This is a genomic window from Bradyrhizobium sp. NBAIM18 (assembly GCF_020193825.1).
Taxonomy (GTDB): Bacteria; Pseudomonadota; Alphaproteobacteria; order Rhizobiales; family Xanthobacteraceae; genus Bradyrhizobium; species Bradyrhizobium yuanmingense.
The window spans coordinates 160,034-172,983 of record NZ_JADYVO010000011.1 but is presented as its reverse complement, the minus strand read 5'-3'; the positions used below and the strand labels follow the sequence as shown (position 1 = coordinate 172,983).

10 protein-coding genes are annotated in these 12,950 nt (G+C 64.3%); 9 read left to right on the top strand and 1 reads right to left on the bottom strand.

All coding sequences use genetic code 11. From position 1 onward, the window contains the following. Position 1 precedes the first annotated feature (1 nt). The 3 genes from I6F17_RS23825 to I6F17_RS23815 all read left to right on the top strand — a co-directional run bounded on the left by I6F17_RS23825 (position 2) and on the right by I6F17_RS23815 (position 1,984). The gene (locus tag I6F17_RS23825; RefSeq protein ID WP_225128749.1) at positions 2 to 847 is read left to right on the top strand and encodes a phosphatase PAP2 family protein; all 846 of its coding nucleotides are present in this window, start codon (positions 2 to 4) and stop codon (positions 845 to 847) included. A gap of 64 nt (positions 848 to 911) precedes the next feature. After that, the gene (locus tag I6F17_RS23820) at positions 912 to 1,649 is read left to right on the top strand and encodes a glycosyltransferase family 2 protein (RefSeq protein WP_225128751.1); all 738 of its coding nucleotides are present in this window, start codon (positions 912 to 914) and stop codon (positions 1,647 to 1,649) included. Further along, positions 1,646 to 1,984, top strand: coding sequence for a lipid-A-disaccharide synthase N-terminal domain-containing protein (locus I6F17_RS23815; protein WP_025036223.1), 339 nt, complete (start codon positions 1,646 to 1,648; stop codon positions 1,982 to 1,984). The genes I6F17_RS23820 and I6F17_RS23815 overlap by 4 nt, the downstream gene beginning before the upstream one ends. Before the next feature lie 65 nt (positions 1,985 to 2,049). Here the strand turns inward: I6F17_RS23815 and metC are convergent, their stop codons facing one another. Continuing rightward, positions 2,050 to 3,234 carry a cystathionine beta-lyase gene (metC, locus tag I6F17_RS23810; protein WP_128261755.1) on the bottom strand — a complete coding sequence of 395 codons (1,185 nt, stop codon included), beginning with the start codon at positions 3,232 to 3,234 and terminating at the stop codon, positions 2,050 to 2,052. Positions 3,235 to 3,631: 397 nt separating this feature from the next. Here metC and I6F17_RS23805 point away from each other — a divergent pair, with 397 nt between their 5' ends. The 6 genes from I6F17_RS23805 to I6F17_RS23780 all read left to right on the top strand — a co-directional run bounded on the left by I6F17_RS23805 (position 3,632) and on the right by I6F17_RS23780 (position 12,855). Next, entirely contained in the window at positions 3,632 to 4,648 is a 1,017-nt protein-coding gene (locus I6F17_RS23805; protein WP_057029155.1) for an amino acid ABC transporter substrate-binding protein, read from the top strand. Between the two features lie 25 nt (positions 4,649 to 4,673). Continuing rightward, positions 4,674 to 5,879: an ABC transporter permease subunit gene (locus I6F17_RS23800; protein WP_036027974.1), complete on the top strand. Its 1,206-nt coding sequence runs from the start codon at positions 4,674 to 4,676 to the stop codon at positions 5,877 to 5,879. Beyond that, positions 5,876 to 7,396 (top strand): amino acid ABC transporter permease, encoded by a 1,521-nt coding sequence (locus I6F17_RS23795; protein ID WP_225128754.1) that lies wholly within the window; start codon positions 5,876 to 5,878, stop codon positions 7,394 to 7,396. Before I6F17_RS23800 ends, I6F17_RS23795 begins: the two co-directional genes overlap by 4 nt. A gap of 11 nt (positions 7,397 to 7,407) precedes the next feature. Beyond that, positions 7,408 to 8,145 (top strand): amino acid ABC transporter ATP-binding protein, encoded by a 738-nt coding sequence (locus tag I6F17_RS23790; RefSeq protein ID WP_225128755.1) that lies wholly within the window; start codon positions 7,408 to 7,410, stop codon positions 8,143 to 8,145. Between the two features lie 92 nt (positions 8,146 to 8,237). Then, positions 8,238 to 10,469, top strand: a complete 2,232-nt coding sequence (locus I6F17_RS23785) for a tetratricopeptide repeat protein (protein ID WP_225128757.1) — start codon at positions 8,238 to 8,240, stop codon at positions 10,467 to 10,469. Between the two features lie 112 nt (positions 10,470 to 10,581). Continuing rightward, positions 10,582 to 12,855 carry a tetratricopeptide repeat protein gene (locus I6F17_RS23780; RefSeq protein ID WP_225128759.1) on the top strand — a complete coding sequence of 758 codons (2,274 nt, stop codon included), beginning with the start codon at positions 10,582 to 10,584 and terminating at the stop codon, positions 12,853 to 12,855. Positions 12,856 to 12,950 lie beyond the last annotated feature (95 nt).

Genomic DNA, 12,950 nt, shown 5'->3' with positions numbered 1-12,950 from the left:
GATGCGGGCTCCGACCGACGTTGCACCGCATGCCGGCTATCCCGCGCAATTGCTAGCGGTGTCCTGGCGCGCGCTGGCGCAGCTCGTGCGGTCGCCCTCGCACTCGCGCCGCGCCGAGGCCGCCCGGAAGCTGGCGCGGCATTCGCTATGGATTGCCACGGCGGGTGCAGCGCTCGTCATCGTGCTGATGGTCGCGTTCGATCAGACCGAGATCCTGCTGATGCCGCCGCGCGGCACGCCGAGCCTGTGGCCGATCCGCATCCTCACCGATTTCGGCAAGGACGAGTATATCCTCTCGGTGCTGGGTGCTGCGCTGGTGGTGCTGGCGCTCGTCGCGGCCGGGCTGCGTGGGAGCCGCCGTGCGCTGCTGCTCGGCTTCGGCACGCGGCTGCAATTCCTGTTTCTGTCGGTTGCCGTGTCAGCCTTCGTCGCCGAGATCCTGAAATATGTCATCGGCCGCGGACGTCCGTTCGTCGGGGGCAAGGCCAATCCGTTCAACTTCGTCCCGTTCGAGGGGACGGGGGCTTATGCCAGCCTGCCGTCAGGCCACGCCGTGGCCGCGTTCGCCCTGGCGTTTGCCGTCTCGGCACTGTGGCCGCGTCTGCGCGTCTTCATGTTCACTTACGCAATCGTGATCGTGCTGACGCGCCTGGTGTTGCTGGCGCATCATCCGAGCGACGTGGTCGCCGGCGCTTTGGTCGGAACGGTGGGCGCCATGGCCGTTCATTACTGGTTCGCGGCCCGAAAGCTCGGATTTGCCATCCGCGCCGACGGCACCATCGTGCCGCTTTCAGGGACATTTTCCGACCGCTTCAAAAGGGTTGCCCACCGGGCATCCGCCCCATAAAAGCGGCTGCCTGCCGGGACCGCCGGTTCCCCTGGGCAGGTCAATTCCAACCACGAGCCTCGATTTGTCGACGTCCCAGCCTTCGGTGTCCATCGTTGTTCCCGTGCGCAACGAAGCCGACAACATCGCGCCGCTGATCGCGGAGATCGGCGCGGCACTCGATGGCCGCTGGCCCTATGAGATCATCTACGTCAACGACGGCTCGACCGACGCCACCGGCGAGCGGCTTGGCGCCATCATGAAGCAGCGGAGCAATCTGCGTCAGCTTCGCCATGCAAGATCGGCCGGCCAGTCGGCAGCCGTGCGCAGCGGCGTGCGCGCGGCGCGCGGAGAGATCGTGGCGACGCTCGATGGCGATGGCCAGAACAATCCGGCCTTCCTGCCCGACCTGATCGCGGCAGTCGAGAAGGGAGCAGGGCGCGTCGGGCTCGCGGCCGGCCAGCGGATCGGGCGCAAGGACACCGGCTTCAAGAAATTCCAGTCGCGCATCGCCAACGGCGTTCGCAACGCCATCCTGAAGGACGGCACGCGCGACACCGGCTGCGGGCTGAAGGCGTTCCGCCGCGACGTCTTCTTGATGTTGCCTTATTTTGACGGGCTGCATCGCTTCCTTCCCGCGTTGGTCCGCCGCGAAGGCTACGACATCGCCTATGTCGACGTGATCGACCGGCCGCGCCATTCGGGCGTGTCCAACTATGGTTTCTTCGACCGGCTGTGGATCGGCATCATGGATCTTGCCGGCGTCTGGTGGCTGATCCGCCGCAAGAAGCCGACGCCTGAAGTGACCGAGGTGAACGCATGATCATTCAATACGGTCAGGCGCTGAGCAATTATCTCTATGACGTCTTCGTCGCCAAGTTCGACTTCTGGCTGGCATTCGGCCTGGTCGCGCAGCTGTTCTTCACGGCGCGCTTCCTGGTGCAGTGGATCGCGAGCGAGCGCGCTGGCAACAGCGTGGTGCCGATGGCGTTCTGGTTCTGCTCGATGGGCGGCGGGCTGATGACGCTGGTCTATGGCGTCGTGAAGCGCGAGCCCGTCATTATCCTAGGACAGTCGCTCGCGACCATCATCTATATCAGAAACATCATGCTGATCTGGAAAAACCGCGGCACCGCCTCGAAAACGCTGGACCGCTGATCCAGCGTTCGGCTCCGCTTGTTGAAGCCTGGCACGTTGCTGGGCGAGATGCCCAATCCTGATGCTCACATGGCCGCTTTCAGGGCAGCGAAGCCGCGATCGAGATCGGCCTTGAGGTCGTCGGTGCTCTCGAGCCCGATGTGGAGACGCAACGTCGGGCCGCCGGGCGCCCATTTGGTCGCGGTGCGATAGGCATCGCAATCGAAGGGAATTGCAAGGCTCTCGAACCCGCCCCAGGAAAAGCCCATGCCGAACAGCTTCAGCGTATTCAGCATGGTGTCGACCGCCTTCTGCGGCGCCGGCTTCAGCACGATGCTGAACAGGCCGGAGGCGCCGGTGAAGTCGCGCTTCCAGATCGCATGACCGGGATCGGTCTCCAGCCCGGGATGCAGCACGCGCGCAACCTCAGGCCTTGCTGCCAGCCAGCGCGCCATCTCGAGCCCGGAGCGATGATGCTGCGCCAGCCGGACCGACAGCGTGCGGAGGCCGCGTAGCGCCAGGAAGACGTCGTCGGGGCCGGCACAGACGCCGAGCAAGCGGATGCCTTCGGCAATCATCGGCCAGGCCTTGGCGTTGGCCGAGATGGTGCCGAACATGATGTCGGAATGGCCGCCGATATATTTCGTCGCGGCCTGCATGCTGATGTCGACGCCCTGGTCCAGCGAGCGGTGATAGAGCGGCGTCGCCCAGGTGTTGTCGTCGATGACGAGCGCGCCGCGCCCATGTGCGACTTCGGCGATGGCGCGGATGTCGGGCATCTCGAACGATTGCGAGCCTGGCGCCTCCACCAGAACGGCCCGGGTGTTGGGCTTGAACAGCTTGTCGATGCCGGCGCCGATCATCGGATCGAAATAGGTGGTCTCGACGCCGTAGCGGGTCAGCATGCCGTTGCAGAAATTGCGCGAGGGTCGATAGATGTTGTCGACCACCAGGATGTGGTCGCCGGCTTTGAGCACCGAGAGCAGGGTGGTGGAGATCGCCGACAGCCCCGACGGCACGATACCGACGCCGGCGCATTGCGGACCCTCCAGCGCCATCAGCGTCTCCTGGAACGCCTTGGTGGTCGGGGAACCGTGACGGCCATAGGTGAACTCGCCGCGATGGGCGTGCAGGTCCTCTGCGGTCGGATAGAGCACGGTCGAGCCGTGGAAGACCGGCGGATTGACGAACCCCTTCTGCGCCTTGGTGTCGCGGCCGGAGGTGACCAGCCGGGTCTCGGCGTGCTGCTCTTGGGGGGACGAAGAATCCATGGGCCTGCTTTCAAAACCGCGTTTCCACCGGACGCATTGCGCCCCTGGGCCGGCCGAAAGGCCGCGGTCGTTAATAACAGAACACAGAAGAGTCCCGTCAACCCCTTGACCCGGAACGCCAGTCGTTCTGTGATGCGCAGGTGCTATTCAGTCGCCGCATGTTGAGGGGCCTGCCGCGACCTTCGATCCATTGCCTGACCGGACGTCGCGTCACAGCCAAGAGATGGCGGGCGCCGGCGGCGGGGATGAAGGTATGGGCTCCCGAGATCGGCGAGTGTTCGGCAAGGTTTTCCAGCATGACTCTTGCAAGGCCAGATTCTTGAAGGACCTGGCTTGGCAGAGACGATCCTAAGACAACATTCCTGACCTTGAGACGACCTTGAAAGGCCCAAAGCCCATGAAACGCGTAACCCTGGCTCTCTCCCTTGCTCTCGCCGCCGGCCTCACCGCCCAAGCCGCCGATGCGCAAACGCTCAAGACCGTCAAGGATCGGGGCATGGTGTCCTGCGGCGTCAGCCAGGGCCTGCCGGGCTTCTCCTCGCCCGACGACAAGGGCAACTGGACCGGCATCGACGTCGACGTCTGCCGCGCAATTGCCGGCGCGATCTTCAACGATCCGACCAAGGTCAAGTTCGTGCCGCTGTCGGCCAAGGACCGCTTCACCGCGCTGCAATCCGGCGAGATCGACGTGCTCTCGCGCAACACCACCTGGACCATCTCGCGCGACACCTCGCTCGGCGCCAATTTCACCGGCGTGACCTATTACGACGGGCAGGGCTTCATGGTGAAGAAGTCGCTCAAGGTGAATTCGGCGCTCGAGCTCAACAGCGCATCGGTCTGCGTGCAGACCGGCACCACCACTGAGCAGAATCTCGCTGACTACTTCAAGGCCAACAACATGAAGTACGAGGTGATCGCGTTCGCCACCAACGACGAAACCGTCAAGGCCTATGAGGCCGGCCGCTGCGACGTCTTCACCACCGACCAGTCGGGCCTGTACGCCAACCGCCTCAAGCTCGCCAGCCCCAACGACCACATGGTGCTGCCCGAGATCATCTCGAAGGAGCCGCTCGGGCCGATGGTGCGGCACGGCGACGACCAGTGGTTCGACATCGTGAAATGGACGCTGTTCGCGATGCTCACCGCCGAAGAGCTCGGCGTGACCTCGAAGAACATCGACGAGAAGGCGAAGCTGGAAAATCCCGAGCTGAAGCGCGTGCTCGGCAGCGACGGCAATTTCGGCGAACAGCTCGGCCTGACCAAGGATTGGGTGGTGCGGATCGTCAAGACCGTCGGCAATTATGGTGAGGTGTTCGATCGCACCGTCGGCGCCGGTTCGCCGCTCGGCATCAATCGCGGTGTCAACAATCTCTGGAACAAGGGCGGTCTTCAGTACGCGCCGCCGATCCGCTGATCAGCCCTGATCGGCCGGCAGCGGCATGAGCACCGAGGCTCGAAAACCGCCGCCCCAGATCGCGCTGAAGATCCGGCGCATTCTGGGCGGCAAGGCAGGCTGGAACGGCGTTGCCGTCCAGTTTGCCTTCGCGGCGATCCTGGGCTGGATCGGCTACGAGATCGTCTCCAACGCGCGGGCCAATCTCGAGAACCAGCACATCGCCGCCGGCTTCGGCTTCCTCAGGAACAATGCCGGCTTCGACGTCAACCAGACCCTGATCTCCTATACCGGCTCGGACACGTTCCTGCGCGTGTTCGTGGTCGGGCTGTTGAATACGCTCGTGGTCTCCGTGGTGGGCATCGTCTTCGCCACGGTGATCGGCTTCATCGTCGCGCTGTGCCGGCTGTCGCCCAATTGGCTGCTGTCGCGGGTCGGCGAGATCTATGTCGAGGTCATCCGCAACCTGCCACTGCTGTTCCAGATCCTGTTCTGGTACCTGGCGGTGCTCGCGGCCCTGCCCAATCCGCGGCAGAGCATTTCCCTGTTCGGCATTGCCTTCATCAGCAATCGGGGCCTCGTCATTCCCAGCCCGATCGGTCAGAGCGGTCTTGCGCCGTTCCTCGCGGTGCTGGCGCTCGGCATCGTCGCCTCACTGGCGCTGCGCGTCTACGCAAGGCGAGCGCTGTTTCAGCGCGGGCAGGTGATCCGCATCTGGCCTTCCGTGCTGGCCCTGCTGTTCGGGCTTCCGCTGGCCACGATGCTGGTCTTCGGTCTGCCTTTCACCTTCGAGCTGCCCCAGCTGAGGGGGTTCAACTTCGCCGGCGGCTCACGCATCATCCCGGAATTCGTGGCGCTGACGGTGGCGCTGGCGACCTATACCGCCGCCTTCATCGCCGAGATCGTGCGCGCTGGCATCCTGTCCGTTCACAAGGGGCAGATGGAGGCGGGATCTTCGCTCGGCCTCAGCCGCGGCGCAACGCTCCGCCTCATCGTCGTGCCGCAGGCGATGCGCGTCATCGTGCCGCCGCTGACCAACCAGTACCTCAATCTCACCAAGAACTCGTCGCTGGCGGTCGCGATCGGCTATCCTGACCTGGTGTCGGTGTTTGCCGGCACGTCACTGAGCCAGACCGGGCAGGCGATCGAGATCATCGCCATGACGATGGGCGTCTATCTCCTGATCTCGCTCCTCACCAGCGCGATCATGAGCGTCTACGGTTGGCGCGTCAGCCGGAGTCTCGGCGCATGAGCGATGTCATCTCATCCAGCTTCGTCCGCCAGGACCTGCTGGCCGAGCGTCCGGCGCCGGTGAAGACGACGGGCTTCATCGGCCTGATGCGCACGCGCCTGTTCAACTCGCCGACCAACATTCTGCTGACGATCCTCGGCGCCTTGCTGCTCTGGTTCACCATCGTTCCCTCCGTCAAGTTCCTGTTGGTCGATGCGGTCTGGAGCGGTAAGGACCGCACCGCGTGCCTCGCCGAGAACGCCGGCTTTGCGGTCGGCGCCTGCTGGCCCTACATCCAGGCGAAGCTCCCGCAACTGATCTACGGCTTCTATCCCGAGGCCGAGCGCTGGCGGGTGAACTTGACGCTGTTGCTTGCAGTGCTGCTGCTGTTGCCGCTGCTCATTCCGCGGCTGCCGGCGAAGAGCCTGAATGCCGGCCTGTTCTTCGTCGCCTTTCCGGTGGTGGCGTTCTTCCTGCTGCACGGCGGCGGCATCAAGGGCTTCGGGCTGAGCTGGACGGCCGGCCTGTTGCAATTGTTCGACGAGAGCATCGTCGGTGCCGGACAGGCGCTGCTCACCTCGAGCAGGGCCTCCGCGGTCGGTCCGCTGCTGTGGGTGCTCGGGAGCCTCATCGTGCTGCTCGGCACGGTGATCCATTGGCTGATCTTTCCGCTCACCTGGCTGCGCGATTATATCCAGGGCACGGGCCAGCCGGTCTGGGCGGATTTCGGCGTCACGGCCGGGATCGTCTGCCTGATCGCCTTCGTTCTCGGCGGCGGCGTTCGTACCGGCGGGCGGGCTCTGGCCTCGAGCATCGCCACCTTCATTGCCATCGCGATCGTCATCAGGCTGATGGATCTCGACCACGGCGGATTGCCGATCGTGACGACGAATCTGTGGGGCGGCCTCCTGGTGACGCTGGTGGTGTCCGTCACCGGCATCGTCACCTCGCTGCCGATCGGCATCGCGCTCGCGCTCGGCCGCCGCTCGACGATTCCCTTGATCCGGATCTTCTCGATCGCCTTCATCGAGTTCTGGCGCGGCGTGCCGCTGATCACCGTGCTGTTCTTCGCAACCTACATGCTGCCGCTGTTCCTTCCCGGCAATTTCAGCGTCGACGGCTTGGTGCGTGCGCTGATCGGCATCGCGCTGTTCACCGGCGCCTATCAGGCCGAGAACGTCCGCGGCGGGCTCGCGGCCATCCCGCGCGGGCAGAGCGAGGCGGCCGCCGCCCTCGGACTGTCCTGGTGGAAGACGACCTCGCTGATCGTGCTGCCGCAGGGGCTGCGGCACGTCATTCCGAACCTCGTCAACAGCTTCATCTCCCTGTTCAAGGACACCTCGCTGGTCTCGATCGTGGCGCTGTTCGATCTGCTCGGCTCGCTGCGCGCCTCGTTCGCGGATCCGAAATGGTCGACGCCGTCGACGGCGTTCACCGGCTTCGCCTTCGCCGGGATCATCTACTTCCTGTTCTGCTTTGGCATGTCGCGCTATTCCTTGTTCGTCGAGCACCGCCTCAACGCCCACCGCCGCAACTGATCGAGGCCCCCATGTCCGAGCCCATCGTCAAGATTTCCAGCCTGAACAAATGGTACGGCGAATTCCACGTCCTGCGTGACGTCGATCTCGCGGTGCAGAAGGGCGAACGCATCGTGATCTGCGGCCCCTCGGGCTCGGGCAAGTCCACGCTGATCCGCTGCATCAATGCGCTGGAGGAATTCCAGGAAGGCGAGATCGTCGTCGACGGCATCGAGCTCGGGCCGAACCTCAAGCACGTCGACGCGGTCCGCCGTGAAGTCGGCATGGTGTTCCAAAGCTTCAACCTGTTCCCGCATCTGACCGTGCTCGACAATTGCACGCTGGCGCCGATCTGGGTCCGCAACATCCCCAAGAAGGACGCCGAGGTGACGGCGATGAAGTTCCTCGAGCGCGTCAAGATCCCGCACCAGGCCAACAAGTTTCCGGGTCAGATGTCCGGCGGCCAGCAGCAGCGTGTCGCGATCGCGCGAGCCCTCACCATGAACCCGAAGGTGATGCTGTTCGACGAGCCGACCTCGGCGCTCGACCCCGAAATGGTCAAGGAGGTGCTCGACACCATGGTCGACCTCGCCGAGGAAGGCATGACCATGCTGGTCGTCACTCACGAGATGGGCTTTGCCCGCGAGGTCGCCAACCGCGTCGTGTTCATGGACGCCGGGCAGATCATCGAGGCCAACACTCCGAACGAGTTCTTCGCCGCCCCGCAGCACGCCCGCACCAAGCTGTTCCTGAGCCAGATTCTGCGCTGAGTCCGGCGACCCCTGGCCTCGCCGGTCTGACCGCAAGCCTGGCACCATCCGAATCGGCTTGCTTCTTTTCGGACCATCTCCGGAGAGAGACCTTGCAGAGCAGTGCCGGCGTGCGCGCATACCAGAATGCGCGACTGGAAAAGAAGCTGAAGAAGCAGGCGGACGCCGTCATGGCCTTCGCGATCGAGGCACTCGGGCAGGGCAGGCCCGATGAGGCCGAGATGCTCTGCCGCGAGATCTTGAAGGAGGTGCCGGATCATTTTCATGCCACGCACCTGCTCGGCCTGCGCGCGTTCGACGGCGGGCGGCTCGATGAGGCGGAATTCCTGCTCGAGCGTGCGATTGCGCTCGATCCGCGTTCGCCCGATGCGCATGGCAATCTCGGGGCGGTCTATTTCGCGCTGGAGAAATTCGCTAGCGCCCGCGCCTGCCAGGAGAAGGCCATCGCGCTCAAGCCGAATTGTCCGATCACCCTGACCAATCTCGGCAATACGCTGCTGCACATCGGCCTCGGCAACGAGGCGATCGGGCAGCACGAGCGGGCGATCAGGCTGAAGCCGGATTATGCCGATGCGTTTTGCAACCGCGGCATGGCGGAATTGATGACGGGCCAGTTGGAACGCGCCAAGGCGAGCTTCGAGCGCGCCCTGTCGTTTCAGCCATCTCACGCCGAGGCGATCGCGGGCAGGGGGATGGTCAGCCTCGAGCTCCGGCACTTCGCGGAGGCGGGCGCCGCCTTCGACGCCGCGCTCGCGATCAAGCCGGGTTCGCCGCGGATTCTGCTGCAGCGTGGACGGCTCAATTTGAGTTTAGCCCGGCTGGAGCAGGCGGCCGCGGACCTCGACGCGGCGCTGGCGCAATCGCCACGGCTCGAGCTCGCGCTGTGCTGGCGGGCGCAGATCGACATTCTCGCGGGAAACACGGCGCGGGCGATGGCAGGCGTCAAGACGCTGCTCGAGGTCAATCCGCAATCCGAGATGGGGTTGGCGCTTTTGGCGGCGTGCCATGTGAACCAGGGAGACATCCTGACAGCGCTCGCGCACCTCGACGCCGCGCTCGAGATCGCGCCGGATTTTCCGGAGGCGATCGGATACAAGATCTTCGTGCTGGACTACCTGCCGGAGGCCGATTTCGCCGCCCAGCAGGCCGCGCGGAAATACTGGTGGGACGCGATCGGCGCGAAGCTGCAGCAAAGGACGCTGGCGCCGCGGCCACTCGATCCTGACCGGCGGATCGTGATCGGATACGTCGCATCCGAATTCAGGAACCACTCGGCGGCATACTCTCTGTTGCCGGTGCTGCGCCATCATGATCACGCCCAGTTCAAGGTCGTCTGCTATTCCTGCTGGCCGGTGCAGGACGAGATGACTGAGAGCTTCAAGCCTCTCGCGGATGTCTTCGTCGATGCCGCACAATTGTCCGATGACGAGCTGGCCGACCGCATCCAGGCCGATGGCATCGATATTCTGATCGATGTCTCCGGGCACACGACCGGCAGCAGGCTTCATGTCTTCGCCCGCAAGCCGGCGCCGATCCAGGTCACAGGCTTCGGGCACGCCACGGGGACAGGCCTTCAAACCATGGACTACGTGCTCGCGGACCCGATCTTCATCCCGCAATCGGCCCGTCATCTCCTGGCCGAGAGGGTCCATGACCTGCCGTGCCTGATCACGATCGATCCGATCCTGGACATTCCGCCTTCAGAGCCACCCATGCTCCGCAACGGCTACGTCACTTTCGGGGTGTTCAACCGCATCTTCAAGATTTCGGACGAGGCCATCCGGGTGTGGTCGAACGTGATGCATGCGGTGAGGGGATCGAAGATCATCGTCAAGAACGGGCTGCTTGACGATCCATTGCTGCGCGATCGACTGGTCGCGCGGTTCGCGGCACAGGGGATCGCCGAAGAGAACGTCATCTGCATGGGCTCGACCTCGCGCCCCGAGCATCTGCGGGCCTTTGCGATGGTCGACATTTCCCTCGACACCTTCCCGCAGAACGGCGGCATCAGCACCTGGGAGTCCCTCTATGCCGGCGTTCCCGTGGTCGCCAAGCTCGGCAGCGGCGCTTCGTCGCGCGCCGGCGGCTCCATCGTTGCCGCCGTCGGCCTGGAGGACTGGGTCGCCGAGGATGACGCGGGCTATGCCGCGATCGCGTGCAACTACGCGGCGCAGCCGGCCTACCTGGCAAAGCTGCGGGCGGATCTACCGGCTCGGATCGCAGCCTCTCCGGCCGGCGACGTCGAATTTTACACGCGCGAGGTCGAAGCGGCCTATCGCCGGTTCTGGCGCGATTATTGCGCTGCCGCCTCGGAGGTGGCGTAGGACGATTGCGCTGGGCCCCGGGAAATCCCGGAGGCGATAGGACTCCGGTGACCGGCGGGCCAGGCTCGCGAATCAGTTAGACTCTGCTGAGGGCATCCTCCGGAGATACACCTTGCAGAATAGCGGCGGCGGCGCGCGCGCGTTCCAGAATGCGCGATTGCAGAAGAAGTTGATGAAGCAGGCCGACGCCGTCATTGCCGCTGCGGCCAACGCTTATGGCCAGGGCCGATATGCCGAGACAGAGGCGCTGTGCCGCGAGATCCTGAAAGCCCTTCCGGATCATGTCGATGCCATTCACCTGCTCGGCATGTGCGCCCATGACGGTCGGCGCCTCGAGGAGGCGAGAGAGCTGCTGGAGCGCGTGATTGCGCTCGATCCGCGCCTGCACGATGCCCACAACAACCTCGCGACGGTGCATTTCGACCTCGGCAATTACGAGGAGGCGCGGCGCTGCCAGGAGAGGGCGATCGCGCTCAAGCCGAATTTCGCGGTGGCGCTGACCAACCTCGGCAATACGCTGATGCATATGGGGCTGTACGAACAGGCGCTCGAGATGCACGAGCGCGCCATCAAGATTAAACCGGATTATGCCGATGCGCTCTGCAATCGCGGCATGGTCGAGATCGTGCTTGGGCAGATCATGCGTGCCAAGGAGAGCTTCGATCGCGCCCTGCTGTTTCAGCCGCGTCACGCCGAGGCCATCGTCGGCAGCGGCATGGTCAGCATGGAGCTGCGGCACCACGAGGAGGCTGCAGCCAAGTTCGCTCAGGCCCTCGCAATCAAGCCAGGCGCGCCACGAATTCTGGCCCAGCGCGGACGGCTCAGTTACGAGCTGCAGCACCTGCAGGAGGCGCTGGCGGATTTCGATGCGGCGCTTGCGATTTCGCCCAAGCTCGAGCTGGCCCTTCGGGGCAAGGCGCAGGTCTGCCTCGTCATGGGAAGGACCGCGCAGGCGATGGCGGCCGCAACGACCTTGATCGAGCGAAATCCTCGCTCGGAGATGGGGTTGGCGCTTCTGGGCTTCGCTTATTCGAACCAGGGAGACATGGAATCCGCGATTGAATATCTCGATCGCGCGCTGGCGCTGCGACCGGACTATGGAGACGCGATCAGAGGCAAGATCTTCTTGCTGGACTACCTTGCGGAGGCGGATTTTGCGGTCCAGCAGGCGGTGCGAAAGTCCTGGTGGGATGCAATCGGCTCGAGGATTCCGCAAAGGACGCTGCCGAAGCGGCCGCTGGATCCGGACAAGCAGATTGTGGTCGGATATGTCGCGGCCGAATTCCGACAACACTCGGCGGGACTCACCTTGCTGCCCGTGTTGCGCCATCATGATCACGCCAAGTTCAAGATCGTCTGCTATTACGCCTGGCCGGGGGCAGACGAGTACACCGCCATGTTCAAGCAGATGGCGGACGTCTGGGTCGACGCTTGGCAGATGTCGGACGACGAGCTCGCCGATCGTATTCAGGCCGACAATGTCGACATTCTGATCGACGTTTCCGGCCACACGACCGGCAACAGGCTGCAATGCTTCGCCCGGAAGCCGGCTCCGATCCAGGCCACCGGCTTCGGACACGCGACGGGTACGGGCATGCCGACCATGGATTACGTGCTCGCCGATCCCATTTTCATTCCGCCATCGGCCCGGCATCTGTTTCCCGAGAAGATCCACGATCTGCCGTGCCTGATCACGATGGAGCCGGTCACCAATCTAAAGCCCTCCGAGCTGCCGATGCTCCGCAACGGCTACGTCACCTTTGGTGTGTTCAACCGCATCTACAAGATCTCGGATGATGCGATCCGCGTGTGGTCGCGCATCATGCAGGAAGTGCCGGGATCGAAGATCATCCTCAAGCATGGTTTGCTCGACGATGGCCTGCTGCGCGATAGCCTGGTCGCACGCTTCATCGCACAGGGTATTGCGGAGGAGGACATCACTTGCCTCGGCACCACCTCGCGTGATGACCATTTGATGGCCTTCGACAAGATCGATATTTCCCTCGACACGTTCCCGCAGAACGGCGGCATCAGCACCTGGGAATCCCTCTACAAGGGCGTTCCGGTCGTGGCCAAGCTCGGCATTGGAGCCTCCTCGCGTGCCGGCGCCTCCATCGTGGCGGCCGTCGGCCTCGGCGACTGGGTCGCGGAGGACGACGACGGCTATGTCGAGATCGCCCGCAAGTTTGCCTCGCAGCCCGAATATCTGGCGAAGTTGCGCGCGGGCTTACCGGCCCAGATCGCAGCCTCGCCCGCCGGCAATGTCGAGATCTACACGCGTGAGCTCGAGGCGGGCTACCGAAAGTTCTGGCGCGACTATTGTGCCGCTGCCGCCGAGCACGGCGACGCTGCGGTCAGCGGGGCGGACGCACCTGGCGGCTCCTGAGCCGCATCCTGCAGGCGACCCCCGGGATATCCCGGACGGATTTCTGGTCCGGCAGCCCGGCCGGGTCGATGCGCGAATCAGTTAGACTCGGCCTT